Genomic DNA, 23,342 nt, shown 5'->3' on the forward strand with positions numbered 1-23,342 from the left:
GCACTTGAAAAAGAAGAACGAGCGCTTTTGTACGAACCTCTATGCAGATAAAGAGTTTGAGATAAAAACTATTTTTTTAGTTTTGTCTCAAGCTCTTCTTTTTTAGTGATTTTGATTAAAAAATAAGGTGAGTATGCTATAATAACAATTAAAAACAATGAGTTGGAAAGGAAGCAGAGGTTTGCAGAAAAAAGTCTGGTTAGAAAGTTTAAAAGTTATTTATCCTGTAACTTTAGGATTTATTCCAATTGGTTTTGCTTGTGGGATGGTGTTGTATGATGCGGGATTTAGTCCACTAGCTATTAGTGTTATGAGTTTTTTAGTGTATGCTGGCGCCTCGCAATTTATGGTTGCTTCAATGATTGTGATGGGAGCGACAGTTCCAGCTATGATTGTAATGACCTTTTTTTTGAATTTGCGTCATGCTTTAATGAGTTCTAGTCTTTCTACGTACTTAAAAAAGAGTTCAAAACCCTTTTTATTTTTATTCGGTCATTCATTGGCAGATGAAAGTTATGCGGTGAATTACAATCAATTTTTAAATCATAAATGGGATGCTGAACACGCAATGGCGACAACCTTAATTCCATATTTTGTTTGGGGAATTAGTGCAACAATTGGCGGTCTTGTTGGAACACAGATTTCCATTAATACGACGATTATGAATTATGTGTTGATTGCGATGTTTATTTGTTTGCTTGTGATGCAATTTGTTTCGCCATTATTTATTTTTGTGGGACTGTTATCGGGAGTTTTATCTGTAGGGTTAATGATTCTATTGCATCATAATATCGCTCTAGTAATTGCTGCGATTGTTGCATCAATTGTTGGGTTCTTACTGGATGAATACGTCTTACCGAGACGAGTGAAAAAAGAGCAAGTAGGTGAAGTGAAATGAATATGACAAGTCAACAGCTGTATTTGATTTTAGGGATGGCTGTAGTCACTTATTTGCCACGTTTATTGCCAATTTTATTATTGAGTAATCGAGAATTGCCAGAGAAATTTGTTAAATGGATGTCATTTATTCCCGTATCAATTTTTGCTGCATTAATTTTTTCTGATATTTTCTTTTGGGAACGTGAATTTAACTTAAATCCATTGAATAATTTAAAATTAGTTCCAGCTATGCTTGTTTTTTTTGTCGCCTATAAGACTAAGAACATTATGTGGTCGATTGTTTTTGGAGTAGCGGGAATTGCGTTAATGATTTGGTTTTTTCAATAAAAAAGAACGGATATTGTACCGATCCCAAAAGTTAGACCTAAAAACTCTAGCTTTTTGGGGTCTTTTGTATGGCAAAATATAGTACAGAATTTAAGCGGACTATTATTCAAGATTATTTTAAATGGAGCAGGGGGAATGAACTATCTCGCTAAAAAATATAGAATTAAGAGTCCTTTTTAAGTCCAAAACTGGATAAATATCTATAAAGAATTTAGGGAGAAAGGTCTACTTTGTAGTCGCCAAAATAAAACGTATTCTGCTCAATTCAAATTAAATGCGATAGAGTCATTTATAAAAGTTATCAAGAATTAAAACACGCAATTGAAAATTATATTGAGTACTATAATCATTCGCGAATCTAAGCAAAATTAGACTGGCAAAGTCCAGTTTACTTTAGAAAGAAAATGAGTAAAGCTGCATAAAAAAACAGAGTAGAAGATCTACTCTGTAAAAAAATTCGACTTTATTGGTCACTACACAGCCGTTTTTTTTTATTTTAGCTTAGCAATAATGAGATTTGCCAGTAAATCATAGCCAAATTCATTAAAATGAAAGCCGTCTGCTTGAAGAAAATCCGTATAGTTAGGTGCATCTAGCATAGCCGATTGTAAGTCAATCAGCTGAGTTTGATAGTGATGTGCCAATTGCCGAATCGTGTTCCCATAGGCTAAAATACGATGATTCGGACGTTCTTCATGCTGCACAAGTTGGTTGCTAAAAGAAGGCGTAATTAATAGAACTTTTTGTGAACCAATCATTTGAATCATAGTTTCGATATTTTTTTGATACCTTTCAAGAGAAATATTCTCAGTTAAAAGTACATCATTGGAACCAAATAAAATCGTAACAAAATCGGGTTCTCCTTTTAAAACATGTTTTTCTAGGCGCTCCAAAGCACCAACAGTTGTATCTCCAGGAATACCAACATTTTGAACGCGAATATCTTTAGAAAGTTGTTGGCGTATACGCGAGGTTAAAGCTTGGGAAACATGATCTTCCATATAACCAGCGGTAATGCTATCCCCAAGTAAAATAATTTTGTTCAACGGTTTCACTCCTTTATTTAAATGAATCATGTAACTAAAGTATATAATAACTTCGTTAAAAAAGCTTAAAGAATCGCTAGAATTTGCTTGTTTTAGACTAGGCTTTGTTTATCTGAATTTTTCTTGGCTGTGCTATAATAAAGGGGAGAACGTTAGTAATGGAGGTTATTTATGAGTAAAGAACAAGAACGAAAAATAAAAACATGTCGAGAATCACGCGTGGTACAAACCCATCGAGTGTTTCCATATGATTTGAATCAGCATAAAACATTGTTTGGCGGGAAGTTAATGAGTTTGATTGATGATACCGCTTCAATTTCGGCAACTCGTCATAGTCGAGGCGTATGTGTTACAGCCTCAACGGATTCTTTAGACTTTTTGCATCCGATTCATGAAGATCATTCGGTTTGTGTTGAAACATATGTAACGGGTGTTGGGAAATCTTCAATTGAAGTTTTTGCGAAGGTGATAGGCGAAGTGCTTTTAACGGGTGAACGTTATTTAGCCGCGACTAGTTTTATGACGTTTGTTGCGTTGCCAACAGAAGAAAGCCCGACTATTATAGTTCCTTTAATTGAACCTCAGACAATTGAAGAGCGGATGGTTTGTGACGGATATGACCAACGTCGAAAAAAACGAGTAAGCATTCGTCAATTTAATGAAGAATTTGCTGAAACGGTAACGTTAGCAGTTCCTTGGATGACAAAAGGTTGGAGCGAGTTTACTGATTAATGAATCTGCAACAGTAAAAAAATGACTTTAGTAGAGTGGGAGGAAGCGAGCATGTTAATCAAGTGTACAGAAGAACACAATGACATATTATTGAATTATTTAAATCAACAACCAGCATTGAATTTATTTATTATTGGAGATATTGAAACGTATGGATTTAATTCTCCAGATCAGGATATTTGGGCATATTTAGATACGGATAAGGAAATCAGTGGAGTATTATTGCGCTATAAAAATAATATCATTCCAGTTCATGATGTTGACTTTAATGGTTTTTCTGAATTTGTAACCTGTATTAAAGAGCAAGGAAATGTTCGTTATTTATCAGGCCGTAAAGCGATCTTGGATTTGTATGCAGCTGAATTTCCAGAGTTTCATAAAGAAACAACTTTCTTTGCTGAATGTCAGGAATTACGAGTAAAACCGTTGCAAATGGAGTTAGTAACTGACTTGAAAATAAAGGATATTCCAAGTTATTTAGCCTTACAAAATGCCGCCTTTAATAAAACAATCCAGACAATGGAAGATATCGTGGAAGCATTGGAAAACGGGACAACAACTATAAAAATTATTAAAAATGAACAAGGTGAAGTAGTTTCTGGTGGTCAAATTGCTGTAGAAAGTCAAACGTCTGGGATGATTGTGGGGATTGCAACGCTAGAAAGTGAACGTAGTAGCGGATACGGTTCTGCAATTGTTGCAAGTTTAGTTGAGCATTGCAGACAGCAAAAAAAATCAGCTTGTCTTTTCTTTAATAATCCAGCAGCGGGTAAGATTTATCACCGCTTAGGCTTTGTTGATTTGGATCGCTGGATCTTATTGGATAAAAAGGGGAAAGAATAGTTAAAAGAAAGTAGGCGGCAGAATATGCTTGGGAAAAAGAAAGTTAAAAAAATTATTTTAGGTGGAGGGTCGCCACCGCCTAGCTTGGAAATTGTGCGTTATGCTACGGAAGGCTTAAAACCAAAAAGTCGAATATTATTTTTAACGATTCGTCATGGTGGAGCTTTAAAATACGATCAAAAATTCCGTGAAGCTTTTTATGATAGTGGCTTTTTTGATGTGAAGATTGTTGTGGGAGATCGAGTGACGACGGTTGAATTAGTAGCAGAGATTCAAAAAGCTGACGTAATTGCGATTGGTTCTGGGGTTACTTTAAAATATTATCGGATTTTTGCTAAAGGAAAAGTGAAAAAAGCATTGGTTAAAGCTTACCAAGATGGAACTCCATTAATGGGTTTTTCAGCGGGAAGTTTAATTATGCCAGAAACTATGTTGATTTCTCATAAGGATAACTTTTTTGGAATCCGTGTGAAACGTGGGCTAGGTTTAGTAAAGGATGCTGTGATTAGTGCGCATTACTCTAAGTGGCGGGAACATCGAATGTTACGATTGGGTATTAAAAGAACAGGTGTTTCATTAGGCTATGGGATTGATGATGATAGCTATCTCGTTTTTGAAAATGGGAAACCGCGCTTTTTTGGAACGATTTATATTGAGCATAATCCTAAAGAAACCAGCTGAACTAGTAGCTGGTTTCTTTATTAATTTAGTCTTCTATAAGTTCATTAACTTCTTCATTCAATTGTTTTGTTTCTGTAAAATAATCAGCATTTTCTGGAGTTTCTTCTGTAATTTCTGGATTCACTTGTTGGTATTCACCAGTCGCTTCATTTTTATCAAACATCGTTAAATTAATTGAATAAAAGCCATACATCACTTCATCACCTTCTAAATCTTTAGCTAAATAAGCAATGAGTTCTGTACCTGTTGCAAGCGGAGCAACACCATTAACTTCAGAGAGCATGGGGCTATTTAATTCTTCATCACTCATTTCAGGGAATTTATTTTGCAGACCTAGTTGCCTTTTCGTGATAAAGCCAGTTGGCTGATAAATGATGATGGTTTGCCCAACTAAGCTTTGATCGCCGTATAAAACCTGATTGACCAGAAATGTTAAGCGCGTTCGACCGATTCCATCTTGGAAATTTTCTTCAATATCGATGTAAGGATTGCTATCAATTACAACGCCTTGAACACCTAAATCAGTCTTTGATTGCATATCTTCTAAGTTTAAAACACTATCTGTAAACGCAGATTTACTCATTTTTTCAGCTTGTAAGTAATCTTCTTTTAATTCATTGCTTTTTTCTTGTGCTTTTTTTACAGCAGAGTCATAAGCTTTTGCATCCATTTTTGTCTGTTTGGTTTCAATTGCAGGTTTTAAATTTGACTCTTTTGACAAAATATTTTCTTTTGTTTGATCAGTATTATTTTTACAACCGACAAGAGAAAATAATAATAATGTTGTTAGTATTATTTTTTTCATATAAATTACCTCCTTCTATTTATACAACCAATTAATACCTTGAAGTTCACTAGTAACTGGTCCTGTTGGCATTGATGAAATATTAGATGGATACATTAATTTTGATGTTGAATCGGGATTATGATCTAATCCAAAAGCATGACCTATTTCATGCGCCATGGCTCTCATTTGAATAGTACTATTTGATGAGAAATATCTATTGTGCAATTCTATCTGTGCCCAATTCCAATGTTTATGTGCTGCTGGAATTTGTTGTGTAGAACCATTCCAAAAACTTGTCCAAGCAACAGTTCCTTTTGAGCTGTTATCAGCTCTAGAAGGTACTTTTTGGAAATCTATAAGGCTACTAGATTGAGTGCCGGTTCTCCTATAAGATATGGGAGTATATACTCCTGTTCCGTTACTGTTAACCCACTTACTCATAGCCCCATCGATTGTTTCTGTTGCGCTACCAATACCAGTTGATACCCAATAGTACTGTGTATTTCGTCCGTAATTTCCTATACCGTTCGTGAACCTGTTTCTGCCATCATAAAAGGTTACCCATGGTCGAACGGCAACTCCGATACTTTCGTATACAGATAGTGATATAAACAATAATAAAAATAATAAACTAAAAAATTTTTTCATTTTAACACCTCCTTTATACTATAATAATATAAAGTGATATTTTTGTAAATTAAATAATTTAATAAAAATTTAATTATTTAATTATTTTATATAGAACTGTTATTTAATTTATTTGTATTCACTTGAGAATAAACTATTACTATGAAAAAAATATGAAGAAATAGTTATTTATAAACAGACATAAAGTTGACATATATCAAACAGATAAATGCTATTCCTAAAGCGTTTACCTGTTTGATTAAAAATTATTGATTATTTTTAGATTGATAGGCATCAGGAAATTGATTGTCAGATAATTGGAATGTAAAGGTTTCTCGATCGATACTTCCAATAATAGCATGGCTATCATATAAGCTTAATAAAAAATCAGCCATTTCTGTGCTTGTATGATATCTAGAAAACGCAGTATCATACTGATAGTCTTCAACTTGGTTAGCTCTCATACCAAATTCTGTTTTGGTAGCAGCCGGAGCTAATACTTTTGCTCGTAGTTTTGAATGATTGAAGATTAACTCTTTCGCTAGATTTTCAGTAAATGCGTTTACGAAAAATTTAGTAGCACAATAAATAACGGCATCAGGAACCATTACATAGCCTCCAGCTGATGAAATATTAATTAATTGAGATCCTTCTACATCGTGATAATCATGGGCATATAAAGTCGATAAGATTGTTAAAGCATGGGTATTTAAATTCAAAACATCTTGAATTCGCTGGATATCTTGGGTAGCAACCTCACCATACATCCCTAATCCTGCATTGTTAATGAAACATTCAATAGAGTATGATTTTAATGAGTGATAGAATGGGACTAATGCGGCTGGATCACCTAAATCCATTGGTATTAAAATGATAGCTACATGTGGATAACGTTCTTGGATTTCTATTTTTGCCTCTTTTAATAACTGTTCTCTACGGGCAACTAGAATTAAATGTTTTCCGCGTTTGGCAAATGCTTCGGCAGCTGATTTGCCAATTCCAGAACTAGCTCCAGTAATCAATACATATTTTTTCATCCTATTTCCTCCTCAATAATTAGTTGTAGCAAATAAATTAAATGGTATACTACTTTTAAAGAGTAGCATCTGGAGTGAACCCGAAGTCAAGAGTTAAGAAGGAGAATGAAGCATATGTCGCTAACAATTGGTGCATTTTCAAAAAAAACCGGACTAACACCTGATACCATTCGTTATTATGAACAAGAAGAGATTATTCAAGTTGAACGAAACTCTCAAGGTCATCGAATTTTTAATGATGAGGATTTGGTTTGGGTGGCATTTGTAAAAAAATTAAAGGACACTGGTATGCCAATAAAGAAAATGAAATTATATGCAAAACTGCGTTATGAAGGGGAGTCAACGATGCCAGAACGTTTAGCTTTATTGGAGGAACATCGTATACAAGTAGTAATGGATTTGCAGCAATTAAGTGAGAATTTAAGCAATTTGGATCGTAAAATTGAGTTTTATCAGAAATCTATTTAGCGAGGGGTGGTAAAACTGGTACGAAAAAAGAGTTGGTTAACAGTTGGGTTGCTAGTATTTATAGCCCTATTATTTTTAGATGCGTTACTACCGGCACATATTTTTATTCAGTTGTTTATTTTAATGACGTTCATAAGTGTTCTGATTGTAGCTTATAAAAATAATTAATTGATAGCAAATGAAGCAATAAAAAGCTAGTCCAATTCCGGATGTAGAATTGGACTAGCTTTTTTGGTTTAAATGTCGATTTCAGTAATTCCTTGTTTAGCAAAATTACTTTTTAACTCTTCAATAATCAGAATACCGGAACTAGTACCAATTCTTTCTGCACCAGATGCAATCATTTTTAAGAATGTATCAACATCACGAATTCCCCCAGCAGCTTTAACTTTAATCTCATCACCAGCAGTTTGTTTCATTAATTGAACATCTTCAAATGTAGCGCCACCTGTGCCAAATCCAGTTGATGTTTTAATAAAATCTGGTTTGACTTTTTTTGCGATTTCACTCATTTTAATAATTTCTTCTTTAGTTAAATAGCAATTTTCAAAAATAACTTTAGAACAAATATTGTGCTTGCGACAAACTGCGACAATTTGAGCCATTTCCTCTTCCATAAAAGCATAATTTTTTGCTTTTAGTTCAGTAATGTTGATCATATAATCAATTTCAGTTGCCCCACTTTGAATGGCTTCTTCTGTTTCAAATACTTTTGACGCAATGGAAGTTTGTCCTAATGGAAAGCCGATTGCAGCGCCAATATCAACACCTGTTCCAGATAAAAGTTGGCTGCATCGATTGGATTGCCCTGAATTAATTGCGACCATTTTAAATTGATAACGATTGGCTTCATCGCAAAGTTTCACCATATCTTCATGTGTGGCATCAGCTTTCAAATTTGTATGGTCAATAAATTTAGCTAATTGTTCTAATGTGTAAGTTGCCATTTTGCTTCACTCCTTAATATGTCATTACTTATACAATAGTTTATCATCTATCAATTTGTCAATATAAATCGTTACTTTCATTTAAAAAAGATTTTTTAGTGAATAAACATCTAAAAAACAGTTGACACCGCTTTCTTAATTTTGTATGATTTAAATATAAAGTAATTACATATTATTTGTTTTCGCACGTTATGTAATTTCATTAATTAGAAAGGAGAATGATAAATGATTGGAATTGTTGTAACATCACATGGTTTAATGAGTGCTGGAATGGTAGATAGTCTAGAAATGATTGCTGGCAAAAATCAGCATGTTTACTCAATTGCTTTAGACAATGAAGGAATTGAAAATTATCAACAGCGCTTAGTTCAGTTATTGGATCAGCTAAATCAGCAATACAAGCAGATTTTAATTTGTTGTGATCTAAAAGGTGGCACTCCATTTAATGAGTGTTATCGTTATTTATTAGAACACGAAGTAAGTATGCACTTAGTAACTGGGGTTAATTTGCCAATGTTGATTGAAGTTAGCTTGGCAGCGCAGTTTGAAGAGAACTTAATTCGTTTAGCAGCGGTTGCTGTTGAAGCTGGGAGAGAATCTGTTATTTTATTAGATATGGCAGAAGAAACAGATAATGAACTGGATTTATAAATAAAAGGAGTGAATCATATGCCAATTACATTAGTAAGAGTAGACGATCGAGTAATTCATGGACAAATTGCAACGAGATGGGCAAAATATCGAAATTGTGATGGGATTTTAGTAGCGGATGATCAGATTGCTGCTGATCCATTTCGTTCAAAAGTTTTAAAAGCAGCAGCTCCAACCGGAGTAAAAGTGGGAATTTATACATTAGAAGAAGCTTTGGAGAAGATTGAAAAGGCCAAAGTTGCGAAAAATAGTTATTTTTTAATTAGCAATTCACCACTTAATTTCCAGAAATTATTGGAACTGGGGGCGGATTTTGGAACCGAGTTAAATATTGGACCCATGAATACAAGACCCAATACGAAAATTCTTGGGAAAACAGTTGCTATTGATGAAGCGGATTATCAAGCCTTTGATTCTATTGAAAGTAATGGCGTAAAGGTGAGTTTCCAATTATTACCAGATGATAGCGCAACGCCGTGGAGCAAATTAAAAGCTAAATATGATCAAATGTAATCAACGAATTGGGCTAGTTTCGAGGGTTAGTCTTTTGAAAAGAAGATAAATTCAAAGCAAAATAAAAAGCATTTTGCATGAATTTCCTATCTTTTTTTCAAGACTATCAAACCCTCTCAACTTTTAATTGGGCCAGTTTCGGGTTCTAGCTTCTCGGAAAAAAGATAAAATAGAAGGAAAGTAAAGAGATACTTTCACTCTATTTTCCTATTTTTCAGTCGAAGCTAACACAGAACCCTCAACTTTTAATTGGGCTAGTTTCGGGTTCTAGCTTCTCGGAAAAAAGATAAAATAGAAGGAAAGTAAAGAGATACGTTCACTCTATTTTCCTATTTTTCAGTCGAAGCTAACACAGAACCCTCAACTTTTAATTGGGCTAGTTTCGAGGGTTAGTCTTTTGAAAAGAAGATAAATTCAAAGCAAAATAAAAAGCATTTTGCATGAATTTCCTATCTTTTTTTCAAGACTATCAAACCCTCTCAACTTTTAATTGGGCTAGTTTCGGGTTCTAGCTTCTCAGAAAAAAGATAAAATAGAAGGAAAGTAAAGAGACACTTTCAGTCTATTTTCCTATTTTTCAGTCGAAGCTAACATAGAACCCTCAACTTTTTATACGAGGAGGAATGAAGATGAATGGAGCATTATTTTTACCTGCACTATTGTGTGGCATATTCTGTTATTTAGGTGCGATTGAAACGCCTTGGTTGTTTGGAATGACCGGTGGTTTTTATATTGTTGGACGACCATTGGTTGCAGGGCTTTTAGTAGGTTTGGCCTTTGGTGATGTTCAAGCTGGAGTATTATGTGGCTTGGCTGTTCAAGCAGTATTTATTGCCAATTTATCAACGGGTGGTGCAACGAATAGTGAGATTACGTATGCAGCTTATGGGGGGATCGGGATTGCTCTTGCTACTACAAAAGATCCGGCGATTGCAGTGACATTAGCTATTTTAATTGGGCAAACTTTTGGACTTATTTTCTATAATACACGGATGGCGGTTTATTCTTATTGGAACAAACGTGCTGATGACGCCGCAAGCCGGATTGATACAAGAGGTATTTATTTAAATCATGTGCTTTATCCACAAATTTCAACGTTCTTTATTCGAGCAGTGCCAATTTTTATCTTAATTTTCTTTGGAAAAGGGTTTGTTGATATGCTGATTAATAGCGTACCAGCAGTTGTCACAGATACAATTTCAGTCTTAGGTGGCGTCTTACCAGCTTTAGGAATTGCGATGCTGATGAGTATTGTGATTAAGGAAAAAGTAAATTTGCTATTTTTCTTTGGTGGATTTGTTTTGATGGCATTTGCAGGATTGAATATGATTGCTTTAGTATTTATCGCAGCATTAATTGCGTATATTGTGTACCTAAGTACAGGTTCGACTGGTGGAGCTGTAATCGAAGAAGAGGATGAGGTGATTTAGATGGAAATGGAGCAAAAAGGCGGGAAATTAACGAAAAAAGAATTAAATCAAATGTGGCGACGTTGGGGATTCTTTCATTTATCGTCAATGAGTTATGAAAAATTACAAGGTCACAACTGGGCCTATCTAATGTCTCCTTTAGGTGAAAAATATTATAAAGATAATCCAGAAGCTTATCGAAGTTTGCTTGAAAGACATTCTTTGTTCTATAATACTGAACCACAAACCGGTTCCTTAATTGTAGGGATTGCAGCTTCTTTAGAAGAGCAGATTGGAATGGGTGAAGATGTTCCAGAAGAGATGGTGACTTCTGTTAAGGCAACTTTAATGGGACCTTTAGCAGGAATTGGTGACGCGATTATGCAAGGCATTGTGGTGCCAATTCTCTTATCAATTGGGATGGGATTAGCAAGTGGTGGGAGCGCCATTGGACCAGTATTTTATATGATTACTTATGGAATTGCCGGAGTTTTGATTTCATTATTTGCCTTTAAAAATGGCTATAAACTAGGTTTAACGGCAGTTGATTCCTTAGTTGGTGAGAATTCAAAACGTTTGCGAGATGCATTTAATCTATTGGGCGTTATGGTTGTCGGTGGGCTGGCAGCGTCCTACGTTACTTTGGAAACGAAGATTAACATTCCTTACGGCGATACAACGCAAAAATTACAAGAAATTTTAGATAGCAATTTTCCAAAATTATTGCCACTATTGATGGTACTTCTTGCTTGGTGGCTACTTTCTTCTAAGAAAATGACTGCAACCAAAGTCATTCTGATTCTAACTGGGATTTCAGCAGTTGGTGTAGTAATTGGGATTTTTTAAGGACGCTTAACTAGAGATGCTACGGCTCTCTAGTTTTTTTGTGTAAGCTTTGTTTGAAATGTAAGAGATTCCATCATATAATAGAAGAGACGATAAAGGAGCTGTTTGTTGTGAATAAGCCAGTAAAGAAAAGTAGCCAACCCTTGCATAAGATGATTAAGGATGATTTACTAAATAAACTAGAATCGGGTTTTTATCCCGAAAATACAATTATTCCCACTGAACTAGAGTTGGCAGATATTTACCAAGTTAGTCGTCCAACAGTCAGACAAGCGATTTCGGTTCTGGTTGCTGATGGGTATTTGGAACGCAAAAAACGCAAAGGCACAATGGTAAAACGTAAAAAAATTGATCAAGCTTTTACTCAAGTGATTCAAAGTTTTGAATCGGAGATGTTACAAAAAGGCTTGATTCCTAAGACAACTGTACTTTCTTTGAAAAAGGATTCTGCTAATTTTGAAGTGGCAGAGAGTTTAGCTTTAGTTGAAGGAGCTCCAATATTTAAGTTAATGCGTTTGCGTTATGCGCTTGAAGAACCTGTTGTGTTAGTAACAACGTATGTGCCAGCTCATTTATTTAAAGGCTTTTTAACGGTTGATTTTGAAAAAAATTCTCTGTATCAGATCATGAGCGATATGGGCTATCCTGTTTCTTCAATTAAGCGCAAGTTAGACGTGTTAAAAGCGGATGAAACAACTAGTGATTTACTATCGATTGAGGAAAATGATCCGATTTTTTATTTTCATTCTACTGGTTTTACCAAGGAAAAGATTCCTGTAGAATATTCAATTTCAAAATACCGCGGAGATTTAAATTCTTTTGAATTTGAGATTACCACAGAATAGTCATGAAAAACCGATTTGGTGTAGCTGGAATCGTTTAAATCAAGTATAATGAACATAAATAAAACAGCTGTTAAAATGTAGAATCATGAAATGGAGTATAGTAAAATTGGCTACTATCTATCAAATTATTAATCAACATTATGAAAAGCTTTCTGAAGCTGAACAAGGAGTTATTGATTATATCTTAGCATTTTCAGATATTCAAAAGTTAAAACTAAAGGATATTAGTGATGAGCTATACGTGTCTAATACAACCGTGATTCGGGCATGTAAAAAATTAGGTTACACTACCTTTAATGATTTGAAATATGCCTTTTTGAAGGAAATTGAGACAGCAAATCCAACAGAAAAAAAGCAGTCTGACTTCCAAGAGATTGTTGGAAATGTCAAAAGTGAAATGCTACGAACACTAGATATGGCAGATGAAAAGAAAATCAATCAAGTGTGTGAGTTATTAATTGGCACCAGAAGGATTTTCTGTGTAGGCGTTGGTTCTAGTTCAGAAGTTGCTTCTGAGTTTAACCGCAAATTAAAACTAATTGATTTTTGGTCAAATGAATACTCCGATAAATTTTCAATTGAACGGATTGCTCGAATTGTGAGTAAAGGGGATATTCTTTTAGTCTTTTCACTAAATGGAAATGATGAAGAGGTCAATGAAGTGGTGATTAAAGCAAAAAATAGTCAAGCTCATATTATTTCAGTAACTACGATGAATCCCAATGCTTTAAGCCGACTTAGCACGATTTCTTTACAAGTATACAACAACCCTGTACATCGTAAAAAACTACGTTCAAGACTAATGCTCTATACTGTAAGTAATCTTATTTTTGAACAATTATTAACGAAAATACCTAGTGTTGAGTAAAATTTTACTCAAAGAGGTATTTTTTTTGTTGTGAGGTATAATTTTCTGAAAACGCTTTTTATTCGGAGGGTTTAGCTATACTAAAGATGTAAGTTAGATTGAGAGGAGAATGAACATGAAGGAAAAAAACAAACTGGTTTTAGCTTTTGAACAATTTGGACGTGTGCTGTTATTGCCAGTGTCGATTTTGCCTGGAGCAGGAATTATTTTAGGGATTGGAGCAGCTTTTACTAATCCGAATACGTTAAATTTGTATCCATTTTTAAACAATTCCGTATTTCAATTTATTATGAACTTATTTGTAACTTTAGGAAATGTTGTTTTTGGAAATTTACCAGTCATTTTTGCAATTGGAGTAGCAGTCGGCTTAGCTAAATCTGAAAAAGGTTCAGCTGCCTTATCAGGATTTGTTGGATTTATTGTGCTGCATAAGGTGCTGAACTTTTTGCTGATTCAAGCGGGAACGTTAGTAGTGACTGACGGTATGGACGGCGGTGACGCTAAATTTGCTTTAGCGAAAAGCATGCAAACGTCAGTATTAGGAATTCAAACGATTGATTTAAATGTATTTGGTGGAATTATTACAGGTTTAGTTATTTTCTGGGTACATAAAAAGACTCTGAAAATTCGCGTGCCAGAAGTATTGGGCTTTTTCAGTGGTCCGCGTTTAGTGCCGATTATGAGTATTTTAGTAATGACGGTTGTTGCAGGGATTTTATTTATTGTTTGGCCATTTGTGCAAATGGGAATCTCAACATTATCTATGATGATTATTAAATCAGGTTATGGTGGAACGTTCTTATATGGTATTTTGGAACGTGCATTATTGCCATTCGGTTTGCATCATGGCTTGAATTTGCCAGTAATGACAACGGATTTAGGTGGTGTCTGGACAATTGATGGTCAACAAGTTGGAGGTACAATTAATGCCTATATGGCTTCATTAACAAGTCCTGATATTACAACGATTGATCCAAGTATCACACGTTTCAATGCAGGGAAATTCGTTTACTTTATGTTTGGGCTTCCAGCAGCAGCTTATGCGATGTATAAAACAGCGAAGCCAGAAAAACGTAAAGCGGTGGCTTCGTTATTATTTGCAGCCGCATTAACTTCATTTGTAACAGGAATTACTGAACCAATTGAATTTACCTTTTTATTCGCAGCACCAATGTTGTATGCAGCACATGCGGTAATGGCAGGGTTGATTTTGATGATTACGCAAATGGTTGGAGCAGCAGTGATGGCACCGATGGGGCATGGTTTAATTAATTTTACAATTTACGGCGTGATTCAAGGGTTTAAAACTCATTGGTATATGATTCCAATAGTTGGAATTTTCTGTGGGATTATGTACTACTCTGTCTTTAAATTTATGATTTTGAAGTTTAATTTAAAAACACCTGGTCGTGAAGATGGGGATGAAGAAGTGAAGTTAGCTACTAAAGACGAAGTGAGAAACAAATACAACATCAATCAAGAGGATAAAAAAGCAAAGAAATCGGAAACAGATGCTGCACTGGATGCACAAGCATTGGCTTTAATTGAGTGTCACGGTGGGCAAGAAAATATTGTGGATGTTGACGCATGTATTACGCGTTTGCGAATTACAGTGAAGGATAAAGATTTAGTTCAAGGAGAACGTATCAAATCAGAACTTGGCGCAAAAGGTTTTGTGGAATCTAATATGCAAATGCAATCAATTTATGGTGGACATGCAAATGTGTTAAAAAATCGTATTATTGAGTTAGTTGAAGAAGGTATTTAAATTTAAAGGGAGTGAGAACACTGAGTAATCATATGATGTTTATAGATATGGATGGGACCTTTGTGTTTGATTCCAGTGAAGTTACAAAAGAAGATTTACATGCATTTAAGGAAGCTGAAAAAATCTGTAGTATGGGAATTGCTACCGGTCGATCGATTCGTGAGATTGAGTATATTGAAGAGCATTATAATATTAAGGTCGATTATAAAATTGCTTTCAATGGTGCGTTAGTTATGAATGAAAAGAATGAAACCATTGTAGATGAACCAATTGATTCAGTGAGCTTTAAGGCTTTAATGAATTACCTTAAAAAAAATCAACTCGTTTTTGATGCTCTAGATGGGAAAAAGAGAATTGGAAATTTTGCCCATGAAGCAGAAGGTACTTTGATGGGATTGACCTTTGTTCAAGTCGACGATCCTTATCCTTTAATTAAAGATCAAAAAATCTATAAGCTAAATATCCGCCCTAAAAGTATAGAAGATGCTGAAAAAATTACAGTAGAATTAAAGATGCTATTTACGAATTTGTCTATTTTTCAAGTTGGAAGTCGACGAATTGAAGTCACAGGTACAGATACATCAAAGGGCAATGCATTGATGAAAATTAGAAAACCTCAAACAACAATTATTGCTATTGGGGATTCTGAAAATGATATCTCTATGTTTGAAATTTCAAATAAATCTTATTGCATGGATCATGCACCTGAAAATGTCCGTAAGAGTGCAGAGTATAGTGTGCCACGATTTAATGACGCAATTAACCATTTTTTAAATCATACTGATTTGGAGGGATAACCATTGATTGGAAAAAAAGAATATTCGGCTGTAAATCACTTATTAAATCAACAATTAGCTGAGAAGAAAGTGTTAATTGCCGTTCACAGAGGGAGCGCAGCTGGGAACATTTTAGAAAATACGATTCCTTCATATCTGGCAGCTCTTCAAATGGGGGGCGATATTATTGAAATGGATGTTATTCGTTCTACAGATGGTACCTTGTTTAACTTTCACAATGGGATGGAGCAAAAACATTTTAAAGAGGCATTTGATATTCGAGAAAAATCGGCAGCAGAAATTTTAGACTTACGTTTTGTAAATAGTAATTTAGAAACTGTGGATTATCCAGTAGAAACATTTGAAGCGACTTTAAAAGCATTTAAGGGAGAGACCTTGTTTAATATTGACCGAACGTGGGGCTTTTATGAGGATGTCTGTGATTTAATTGATCAATATGATTTTGCCAATCAAGCTATTTTAAAGGGTCCATTAGATCAGGAATGTATCGAGTTCTTTAAGAATCGTCCAGTTAACTATATGTTTATGCCAAAAATTGAAACGCTGGAAGAACTAGCAATCATTCAACAAATTGAAGGCATGAATATTGTAGGTGTAGAGCTTAAAGTTACTTCAACAGAAAGTGATTTTTACCAAAAAGAAAACATTCAAAAAATTCATGAAATGGGTCTATTCGTGTGGGGGAATGCAATTACCTATAACGACACAAAAAAACTATTTGTTGCGATTGGAGACAACCTGTCAATTATTGACACACCTGAAAAAGGGTGGGGTTTTATGATGGATTTAGGTATAAATGTGTTACAGACAGATTGGCCTGCAATTTTAAGCAACTATAGGCAACAATGGGTAACAGAGCAAAACGATGAGGTTGGTCCTTAATGCCAATTTCAGCTATTATTTTTAGAATTACATTGGCAACTGTGATTTCAGGTGTGATTGGTTTTGAGCGAGAGTATAAAAATCGACCAGCTGGAATCAGAACTCATATACTTCTGTGTTTAGGGGCAACCATTATTGCACTTGTTCAACAATCTTTAAGTCTTGATGCAATCGTGCGAGTTACGGAAAACCCAGAACTATTAGGAGTGATTAGTGTCGATCAGTCCAGGTTAATTGCTCAAGTAGTAAGTGGAATTGGATTTTTAGGTGCAGGGACAATTATTGTGACGAGAACCAATATTTTGGGGCTAACAACAGCTGCAACCTTATGGACCGTCGCTTGCTTGGGCATTACTATTGGAATGGGTTACTATGAGATTGTGCTAGTGGGGACGGGTGCAATTGTTTTAGCTTTGACGTTATTAAAAAAAGTAATCCGAATTTCGACAATTAAAAAGTTGCAAGTAAAATTTATTCATCGGGTGGAGACGAAAGAATTTATTACAGGTTATTTTTTAGAAAAAAAAGTCGCCATTAAAGATATCGATTTTAGTGTTGATTTTCAAAAAGATTACCGAGTTTATACAAATACGTACACAATTGAGTTGCCGGCAGACTTAACTTATTTAGACATTATTGAAGATATCTCAGTTCATCAAAATGTAACCAATATTAAGCTGCTGAATGTGTAAATACAAACAGTTGCCTTCCTACGACTTATGTAGGAAGGCAACTGTTTTTTTAGTTAAATGGATGGTTAAATTCTGTGACATCTCAACTTATTCAGGATTCTATTTTTTTTAATGAAAGCTAAAATGTGTTATTTTTCAAGCTTATTTTTTATTAGTACCTATGGTTTTACATGGAGTATCCTTAGTGGTATACTTTATACGGATTAAAGTTATTTGTTATATATTTATAATTAAATCAAGGAGGCGATGTTATCGTAAGGTGTTAAATTTCTTCTAGACCAATCTTAGCCTAGAATGGAAAAAGCAATTCAACTAGTTATTTTTAATCGTTTCAACAGGTGAACAGTTCCTATTACATTAACTTTAAGGAGAGAATAATAATATGACAGTAAAAGTTGGAATCAATGGTTTTGGAAGAATTGGCCGTTTAGTGTATAGAAGATTACTTGAAACTTCTTCGGATATCGAAGTTGTCGCAGTAAATGATTTAACAAGTCCAAAAGTATTAGCACATTTGTTGATGTTTGATACTGTTTATCATCAATTGAATGGAACCGTTCGTGCTGAGGACGATGCGATTGTCGTGAATGATCACAAGATTAAAGTGTACGCTGAACGAAATGCAGAAGACATTCCGTGGAAACAACATGATGTAGATATTGTAATTGAATGTACCGGTTTCTACACATCGGCAGAGAAATCAGAAGCACATTTGAAAGCAGGAGCGAAGAAAGTTTTAATTTCAGCACCAGCTGGCGATATGAAAACTATTGTTTATAATGTAAATGATGATATTCTTGATGCGAATGACAAAATTATTTCTGTTGCATCTTGTACAACAAACTGTTTAGCACCGATGGCTAAAGCTGTGAATGATGCATTTGGGATTAAAGTTGGTACGATGACAACGATTCATGCTTATACTGCAACTCAATCATTAGTTGATGGTCCTCGTGGTGATAATTTGAGAGCTGCTAGAGCGGCTGCACAAAATACAATTCCTCACACAACAGGCGCAGCAAAAGCAATTGGCTTAGTTATTCCAGAATTAAAAGGCAAATTAAAAGGTCATGCACAACGTGTGCCGACAATTACAGGATCAGTCACTGAATTAGTGACGGTTTTAGATAAAAAAGTAACTGAAGAAGAAGTGAATGCAGCTTTAAAAGCAGCTACAGATAATAATGAGTCATTTGGTTATACAGATTTAGAAATTGTCTCATCAGATATTGTCGGTAGTCATTTTGGTTCAATCTTTGATAGTACTCAAACTGAAATTAGTGAATTTGATGGCTTACAATTAGTTAAAACCGTTGCTTGGTATGACAATGAATATGGGTTTGTTACTCAATTAGTTCGTACGTTAGAAAAATATGCAACATTATAAAGAATAGTTTAAAAAGACAGCCTGAGATCGTTTCAGGTTGTTTTTTTTTATTACTACCAATCAGAATAGTGATATATTTACATATTATTAATAATTGAAATAACAGAATTGAATATAAAATGAAATCATGTTTTTTTAGATGATATATGTTCCAAAAGTTTAGAAAACGCATACAAATCCAATTCTTTTCATTATAATGTGTTGAGTAACATATTAATAAAAAATAATTAGAAAGGAGAAAGAGAATAATTTTTATGCATATTCTGAAGCTTAAACCGCAAAAAACTAAATCGACTACTTACTAAAGTGTCCATTCTTTAATTTCACAGACTATGCGTTATGTTAAGTCAGAGCAAAAGTTAATAATTCTAGCATTCTGTACCATCTAAAAAAAGTTGGAAAGGAAGAATAAAATGATTAAAAAGTTATTTATTGGATTATTGGTTATTGGAGGAATAATGACGGCACCTACTACAGCTTTAGCTGAAGATGCTGTCGATAAAGGAAATTATCAACAGAACGATGCTTTTTCATATATTGTATCAGCAACTTCAGGTAAAGTGATTACAGTCAATGATGACCAATCGCTACAAGAGAGTGTGACAGAAACAACTGGGAATAATCTACAAGCAAAAGCGCTTTTTAACGTAACAAGTTATCCAGAAGTAAATCGAGTACAAATTAGCCTTTCTGGTACTCCAACGAATGTTTGGGTCAGCAACGGTGAAACGCTAAATGCTAGTGGAACGAGACAAGCAACGATTCAATCTGGAAGCTGGGAAGGATTTGAGATCGAAGTAGTGAACCCAGATTCTGGTCTGTCAAAAATCAAGAATTTTGCAGGTGATTATCTTGTTCGTGGTGGAGATGGAAAATTAGCCATTGGCGATAGCAGCAAAGCTGAATTGTTTTATATTATTTCGCCAAAATACGATGATACTAGTGTGTATATCCAACACGTAGCTTCGGGGAAATTCATTAAGGCAGACGGTATAAACGGCAATCCATTGACGGTTGATGGCGAAAAAGTGGCTGACAAAGTTAATGATGATTTACGTTTTTCAACATTATTTGGTGATTTTAATGGTGTGAATGTAATGAACTTCGTTTCTAAAAAATTCACGACACTTGCTTGGAAATCTGGTGGAGCAGAAACAGTCTTCCAAAATAGTGATATTAAAGCAGGTGGATGGGAATCGATTATTGTTGAAGGAAATGGCGATGGAACAATTTCTTTTAAAGACTCACAAAATAATTCTTATATTACAGTGAAGGACAATCATTTAGTTCGAGGTTATGCAACACCTTTAACGGATAATGAAAAATTTGTGATTCATACAGTTACAAAACCAAAAGCAGTGGAAAATGTAGTTGCCAAAGAAGTCAAAGATACTTCTGTAACGATTTCTTGGACAGGAATTAAGGACAGTATTTATACAGGGTATCAAGTGACTGCTGTTAATCCAGCAACTTTAGCTCCAATTACTAGTAAAGAAACAAAAGAAAATGAACAAACTATAACAGGGCTTACCGCAGGAACCACTTACGAAATTACAGTTCAAACAAAGAATGGTGTAAGCCCTTACTCAGAAAGCGAAAAACTAACGATTCAAACTAAAAATGGAGATGTTCCTGTACAATCAGAAGGACTAACTGCTAAAGAAGTTGGCTCAACAATTGAATTAAATTGGAAAGCTGTAGCAAATTCAACAGGCTACAATATTTATCGTGCAAAAAGTGCTTACGACAAAGAGGGGTATCAAAAAATTGCTGAAAATGTGACAGCAACTACATTTGTTGATAGCCAACTAAATGAGTCAAAATACAATAATTACTACAAAGTAACCGCAATAAATGAAAATGGTGAAGCACCATTATCAGATGAATATACGTCGTTAGAAACAGTTTTATTTGGGAAGAACATGTACATCTTCTCGCCATACGATGATACAAAGAAAATTGATGAACTGATGGTGGCTATTTTTACAAAACAAAACGATCAAGCTAATGATGCACAATTTAATGAAAATCGTTTTGGAATTTATTTTAAACCTGGTGATTATACTAAGACAAAAACAATGCCAATTGGATTCTATACTCAAGTCGCTGGTTTAGGCCGGACTCCATATGAAGTTAAGTTAAATAATATGGAAGTGCCTGCCTATACGGATAATAACAATGCAACATTGAATTTTTGGCGTTCTGCAGAAAATCTATCAGTGATGGCAACAGGAGATGACACATCTTACTTTGGCGGCTGGCGTCCAGCTCAATTTAACTGGGGCGTGGCACAAGCTGCACCACTTAGAAGAATTTATTCTCAAAGAGCCGTTAGTTACGATTGGAATTATGGTTGGGCAAGTGGCGGTTACATGGCGGATTCTCTAGTTGAAGGCAAAGATACGGCTGGAAATAGTGCAGGAACCTTCTCTGGTCAACAATTCTATACACGTAATTCCAAAGTTATTGGAAATGTATTTGGAACGACTTTAAATGGTTTTTATCAAGGTGTAGAAGCGCCTAATCTACCAACTGGAAATAATGGCGATGCACTAGTAAAAGGCAATGGTTTCAGTAATTGGGGAATTCCAACGGCAGATAACAATCAACAAGTAGTGACGAATGTAAGTACAACACCAATTATTCGTGAGAAACCATTTTTATATCTTGATAATGATGGTGAATACAAAGTTTTTGTACCAGCTTTAACTAAGAACACAAAAGGAATTTCATGGTCAAAAGAGAATATGGGGAATGGAACGAGTCACTCACTTAGCGAGTTCTATATTGCTAAAGAAGGCGATTCTGCTGGGAAAATTAATCAGCAATTAGCAGCTGGGAAACATCTATTCTTCACACCGGGAATTTATCATGCAGAAGAGGTTATTCAAGTGACAAAGGCAGATACAATTGTCCTAGGGACTGGAATGGCATCGATCATTCCTGACAACACTGAAACCGCAATGAAAGTTGCAGATGTTGACAAGGTTACTATTGCAGGATTAATTTTTGATGCTGGCGCTCACTCTAAGAGTTTATTAGAAGTTGGAGCAAAAGGCGATTCCAAAGATCATGCTAAAAATCCAACTTTATTGTCTGATTTATTCTTCCGTGTTGGGGGGACGACTGCCAGTTTAACAAAATCTGATGATGCCTTAATTATTAATAGTAATGATGTCATTGGCGATCATTTTTGGATTTGGCGTGCAGATCATGGCGCAGGTGTAGCGTGGGATGGCAATGTTTCATATCATGGATTAATCGTAAACGGCAATAACGTTACTTCCTATGCGTTATTTAATGAACATTTCCAAGAATACAATACTCTGTGGAATGGTGAAAATGGTGCAACATACTTTTACCAAAATGAAACGCCTTATGATCCAATTAGCCAAGCCGCTTGGATGTCTCATGATAATACAGTAAAAGGTTATTCAGCTTATAAAGTTGCCAATCAAGTCAATAAGCATTATGCTGTGGGACTGGGAATCTACAATGTTTTCATTTATACTGGACCAACTTATGATGCTTCAAAAGTACAAATTCAACAAGAAAATGCAATTGAAGTACCAAATAAACCAGGAGTTCTGATTGAGAATGCAACCACACAAACATTTGCTAAAAGTGATGGAGCTTTGCAAAAAATCAATCACATTATCAATGGAACTGGTGAAAGTGTCAGCAGTGGAATCGATCAAGTAACAGGTGAGGTCGGAACTGGATGGGATCGTAAATATATCTTGAATTATCTAGATGGTGTCACCACCCGTGGTTTCCACGGTAGTATTATTGAACAAGGACAGCAACCGACAGATGAATAGAAACTAATAAAAGAAGACTTCATTGATGTAGGCTAGTCAATGAAGTCTTCTTTAGTCTGAGATAGTGCATAGACAACAGTGGAATAGTTGTTAAGTGTACGATTGAAAATCGACAGTAGTATTATTGTTACAATTTGAAATGAAAGACGGGATATTTAACGTTTCTACATACATAAATCCATCGTTTGAACAATTTATTGAAGAGGAATTCCAAAGTTATTTATTGTTTTTTATGGGGAGTATTTTTAATTTTTTGTAAGATTGGTTAGAAGGAAAAGAAAGAAAAATACCCCAAGAATAGGGACAGCAAATGACAAATTATGTTAGCTATACATATCGGTTACATTCAGAAAATATAGAGATAATAAAAAGAAGGTTAGAAAAAAAGAGTCTTTCAAAATAAGCTGAAATTCACGGGAATTTAAATAGCACCGAGTAGGTATTATCCACTCGGTGCTGGAAGTTAAA

The 23,342-nt window shown here is 34.8% G+C and carries 24 protein-coding genes; 19 read left to right on the top strand and 5 right to left on the bottom strand.

The genetic code is table 11. The features are described 5' to 3' along the window. Positions 1–181 precede the first annotated feature (181 nt). The 3 genes from BR43_RS13275 to BR43_RS20740 all read left to right on the top strand — a co-directional run bounded on the left by BR43_RS13275 (position 182) and on the right by BR43_RS20740 (position 1,589). Positions 182–898, top strand: coding sequence for an AzlC family ABC transporter permease (locus BR43_RS13275; protein ID WP_034562716.1), 717 nt, complete (start codon positions 182–184; stop codon positions 896–898). Then, a complete protein-coding gene (locus BR43_RS13280; RefSeq protein WP_034562717.1) occupies positions 895–1,227 on the top strand; it encodes an AzlD domain-containing protein in 333 nt (110 codons plus the stop codon). Before BR43_RS13275 ends, BR43_RS13280 begins: the two co-directional genes overlap by 4 nt. 287 nt (positions 1,228–1,514) lie before the next feature. Next, a complete protein-coding gene (locus BR43_RS20740; protein ID WP_483772835.1) occupies positions 1,515–1,589 on the top strand; it encodes an IS3 family transposase in 75 nt (24 codons plus the stop codon). A gap of 129 nt (positions 1,590–1,718) precedes the next feature. Here the strand turns inward: BR43_RS20740 and BR43_RS13285 are convergent, their stop codons facing one another. Then, positions 1,719–2,282 carry an SGNH/GDSL hydrolase family protein gene (locus tag BR43_RS13285; RefSeq protein ID WP_425393655.1) on the bottom strand — a complete coding sequence of 188 codons (564 nt, stop codon included), beginning with the start codon at positions 2,280–2,282 and terminating at the stop codon, positions 1,719–1,721. Between the two features lie 162 nt (positions 2,283–2,444). On the opposite strand from BR43_RS13285, the gene BR43_RS13290 reads away from it, so the two are divergent. Genes BR43_RS13290 through BR43_RS19255 form a run of 3 tightly spaced genes read left to right on the top strand, consistent with a single transcriptional unit; the run spans position 2,445 to position 4,529 of the window. After that, positions 2,445–3,005 carry an acyl-CoA thioesterase gene (locus BR43_RS13290; protein ID WP_034562721.1) on the top strand — a complete coding sequence of 187 codons (561 nt, stop codon included), beginning with the start codon at positions 2,445–2,447 and terminating at the stop codon, positions 3,003–3,005. Positions 3,006–3,056: 51 nt separating this feature from the next. Continuing rightward, a complete protein-coding gene (locus tag BR43_RS13295; RefSeq protein ID WP_034562723.1) occupies positions 3,057–3,848 on the top strand; it encodes a GNAT family N-acetyltransferase in 792 nt (263 codons plus the stop codon). 24 nt (positions 3,849–3,872) lie between these two features. Beyond that, complete coding sequence (locus BR43_RS19255) at positions 3,873–4,529, top strand: Type 1 glutamine amidotransferase-like domain-containing protein (protein ID WP_051933964.1); 657 nt, start codon at positions 3,873–3,875, stop codon at positions 4,527–4,529. Positions 4,530–4,554: 25 nt separating this feature from the next. On the opposite strand, the gene BR43_RS13305 is transcribed toward BR43_RS19255, so the two are convergent. From BR43_RS13305 to BR43_RS13315, 3 genes are all read right to left on the bottom strand, one after another. Then, complete coding sequence (locus BR43_RS13305) at positions 4,555–5,334, bottom strand: hypothetical protein (protein ID WP_034562724.1); 780 nt, start codon at positions 5,332–5,334, stop codon at positions 4,555–4,557. Between the two features lie 15 nt (positions 5,335–5,349). Next, a complete protein-coding gene (locus tag BR43_RS13310; protein ID WP_034562726.1) occupies positions 5,350–5,964 on the bottom strand; it encodes a M12 family metallo-peptidase in 615 nt (204 codons plus the stop codon). Between the two features lie 245 nt (positions 5,965–6,209). Continuing rightward, on the bottom strand, positions 6,210–6,980 hold the full coding sequence (locus BR43_RS13315) for an SDR family NAD(P)-dependent oxidoreductase (RefSeq protein WP_034562729.1): 771 nt from the start codon (positions 6,978–6,980) through the stop codon (positions 6,210–6,212). A gap of 114 nt (positions 6,981–7,094) precedes the next feature. On the opposite strand from BR43_RS13315, the gene BR43_RS13320 reads away from it, so the two are divergent. Further along, positions 7,095–7,448, top strand: coding sequence for a MerR family transcriptional regulator (locus BR43_RS13320; protein WP_034562733.1), 354 nt, complete (start codon positions 7,095–7,097; stop codon positions 7,446–7,448). A 236-nt stretch (positions 7,449–7,684) separates the two neighbouring features. On the opposite strand, the gene deoC is transcribed toward BR43_RS13320, so the two are convergent. Continuing rightward, positions 7,685–8,395, bottom strand: a complete 711-nt coding sequence (deoC, locus tag BR43_RS13325) for a deoxyribose-phosphate aldolase (protein WP_034562736.1) — start codon at positions 8,393–8,395, stop codon at positions 7,685–7,687. Between the two features lie 225 nt (positions 8,396–8,620). On the opposite strand from deoC, the gene BR43_RS13330 reads away from it, so the two are divergent. The 12 genes from BR43_RS13330 (at position 8,621) to BR43_RS13385 (ending at position 22,874) form a co-directional block, all read left to right on the top strand. Then, positions 8,621–9,046, top strand: a complete 426-nt coding sequence (locus BR43_RS13330) for a PTS sugar transporter subunit IIA (RefSeq protein ID WP_034562740.1) — start codon at positions 8,621–8,623, stop codon at positions 9,044–9,046. An 18-nt stretch (positions 9,047–9,064) separates the two neighbouring features. Further along, positions 9,065–9,559, top strand: coding sequence for a PTS sugar transporter subunit IIB (locus BR43_RS13335; protein ID WP_034562742.1), 495 nt, complete (start codon positions 9,065–9,067; stop codon positions 9,557–9,559). Between the two features lie 629 nt (positions 9,560–10,188). Continuing rightward, positions 10,189–10,989, top strand: a complete 801-nt coding sequence (locus BR43_RS13340) for a PTS mannose/fructose/sorbose/N-acetylgalactosamine transporter subunit IIC (protein WP_051933965.1) — start codon at positions 10,189–10,191, stop codon at positions 10,987–10,989. Next, positions 10,990–11,814 (top strand): PTS system mannose/fructose/sorbose family transporter subunit IID, encoded by an 825-nt coding sequence (locus BR43_RS13345; RefSeq protein ID WP_034562746.1) that lies wholly within the window; start codon positions 10,990–10,992, stop codon positions 11,812–11,814. Between the two features lie 110 nt (positions 11,815–11,924). Further along, positions 11,925–12,659 carry a GntR family transcriptional regulator gene (locus tag BR43_RS13350; protein ID WP_342668051.1) on the top strand — a complete coding sequence of 245 codons (735 nt, stop codon included), beginning with the start codon at positions 11,925–11,927 and terminating at the stop codon, positions 12,657–12,659. A gap of 85 nt (positions 12,660–12,744) precedes the next feature. Further along, positions 12,745–13,527 (top strand): MurR/RpiR family transcriptional regulator, encoded by a 783-nt coding sequence (locus BR43_RS13355; protein ID WP_245617866.1) that lies wholly within the window; start codon positions 12,745–12,747, stop codon positions 13,525–13,527. 115 nt (positions 13,528–13,642) lie between these two features. Then, positions 13,643–15,295 carry a PTS transporter subunit EIIC gene (locus BR43_RS13360; protein ID WP_034562760.1) on the top strand — a complete coding sequence of 551 codons (1,653 nt, stop codon included), beginning with the start codon at positions 13,643–13,645 and terminating at the stop codon, positions 15,293–15,295. 32 nt (positions 15,296–15,327) lie between these two features. Continuing rightward, positions 15,328–16,092, top strand: a complete 765-nt coding sequence (locus tag BR43_RS13365) for an HAD-IIB family hydrolase (RefSeq protein ID WP_084679939.1) — start codon at positions 15,328–15,330, stop codon at positions 16,090–16,092. Positions 16,093–16,095: 3 nt separating this feature from the next. Next, positions 16,096–16,974 (top strand): glycerophosphodiester phosphodiesterase family protein, encoded by an 879-nt coding sequence (locus tag BR43_RS13370; protein WP_034562762.1) that lies wholly within the window; start codon positions 16,096–16,098, stop codon positions 16,972–16,974. Then, the gene (locus tag BR43_RS13375) at positions 16,974–17,666 is read left to right on the top strand and encodes an MgtC/SapB family protein (RefSeq protein ID WP_034562764.1); all 693 of its coding nucleotides are present in this window, start codon (positions 16,974–16,976) and stop codon (positions 17,664–17,666) included. Before BR43_RS13370 ends, BR43_RS13375 begins: the two co-directional genes overlap by 1 nt. 382 nt (positions 17,667–18,048) lie before the next feature. Beyond that, the gene (gene gap / locus BR43_RS13380; protein ID WP_034562766.1) at positions 18,049–19,053 is read left to right on the top strand and encodes a type I glyceraldehyde-3-phosphate dehydrogenase; all 1,005 of its coding nucleotides are present in this window, start codon (positions 18,049–18,051) and stop codon (positions 19,051–19,053) included. A gap of 413 nt (positions 19,054–19,466) precedes the next feature. Further along, positions 19,467–22,874 carry a fibronectin type III domain-containing protein gene (locus tag BR43_RS13385; protein WP_157464037.1) on the top strand — a complete coding sequence of 1,136 codons (3,408 nt, stop codon included), beginning with the start codon at positions 19,467–19,469 and terminating at the stop codon, positions 22,872–22,874. Positions 22,875–23,342 lie beyond the last annotated feature (468 nt).

The organism is Carnobacterium gallinarum DSM 4847, from assembly GCF_000744375.1.
GTDB classification, from domain to species: domain Bacteria; phylum Bacillota; class Bacilli; order Lactobacillales; family Carnobacteriaceae; genus Carnobacterium; species Carnobacterium gallinarum.

What these genes read in the sequence shown, in the direction of transcription:
- BR43_RS13280 (WP_034562717.1), top strand. Translation starts at nt 895, where the DNA reads ATGAATATGACAAGTCAACAGCTGTATTTGATTTTAGGGATGGCTGTA.
- BR43_RS13290 (WP_034562721.1), top strand. Translation starts at nt 2,445, where the DNA reads ATGAGTAAAGAACAAGAACGAAAAATAAAAACATGTCGAGAATCACGC.
- BR43_RS13295 (WP_034562723.1), top strand. Translation starts at nt 3,057, where the DNA reads ATGTTAATCAAGTGTACAGAAGAACACAATGACATATTATTGAATTAT.
- BR43_RS19255 (WP_051933964.1), top strand. Translation starts at nt 3,873, where the DNA reads ATGCTTGGGAAAAAGAAAGTTAAAAAAATTATTTTAGGTGGAGGGTCG.
- BR43_RS13305 (WP_034562724.1), bottom strand. Translation starts at nt 5,334, where the DNA reads ATGAAAAAAATAATACTAACAACATTATTATTATTTTCTCTTGTCGGT.
- BR43_RS13310 (WP_034562726.1), bottom strand. Translation starts at nt 5,964, where the DNA reads ATGAAAAAATTTTTTAGTTTATTATTTTTATTATTGTTTATATCACTA.
- BR43_RS13315 (WP_034562729.1), bottom strand. Translation starts at nt 6,980, where the DNA reads ATGAAAAAATATGTATTGATTACTGGAGCTAGTTCTGGAATTGGCAAA.
- BR43_RS13320 (WP_034562733.1), top strand. Translation starts at nt 7,095, where the DNA reads ATGTCGCTAACAATTGGTGCATTTTCAAAAAAAACCGGACTAACACCT.
- deoC (WP_034562736.1), bottom strand. Translation starts at nt 8,395, where the DNA reads ATGGCAACTTACACATTAGAACAATTAGCTAAATTTATTGACCATACA.
- BR43_RS13330 (WP_034562740.1), top strand. Translation starts at nt 8,621, where the DNA reads ATGATTGGAATTGTTGTAACATCACATGGTTTAATGAGTGCTGGAATG.
- BR43_RS13335 (WP_034562742.1), top strand. Translation starts at nt 9,065, where the DNA reads ATGCCAATTACATTAGTAAGAGTAGACGATCGAGTAATTCATGGACAA.
- BR43_RS13340 (WP_051933965.1), top strand. Translation starts at nt 10,189, where the DNA reads ATGAATGGAGCATTATTTTTACCTGCACTATTGTGTGGCATATTCTGT.
- BR43_RS13345 (WP_034562746.1), top strand. Translation starts at nt 10,990, where the DNA reads ATGGAAATGGAGCAAAAAGGCGGGAAATTAACGAAAAAAGAATTAAAT.
- BR43_RS13355 (WP_245617866.1), top strand. Translation starts at nt 12,745, where the DNA reads ATGAAATGGAGTATAGTAAAATTGGCTACTATCTATCAAATTATTAAT.
- BR43_RS13360 (WP_034562760.1), top strand. Translation starts at nt 13,643, where the DNA reads ATGAAGGAAAAAAACAAACTGGTTTTAGCTTTTGAACAATTTGGACGT.
- BR43_RS13365 (WP_084679939.1), top strand. Translation starts at nt 15,328, where the DNA reads ATGATGTTTATAGATATGGATGGGACCTTTGTGTTTGATTCCAGTGAA.
- BR43_RS13375 (WP_034562764.1), top strand. Translation starts at nt 16,974, where the DNA reads ATGCCAATTTCAGCTATTATTTTTAGAATTACATTGGCAACTGTGATT.
- gap (WP_034562766.1), top strand. Translation starts at nt 18,049, where the DNA reads ATGACAGTAAAAGTTGGAATCAATGGTTTTGGAAGAATTGGCCGTTTA.
- BR43_RS13385 (WP_157464037.1), top strand. Translation starts at nt 19,467, where the DNA reads ATGATTAAAAAGTTATTTATTGGATTATTGGTTATTGGAGGAATAATG.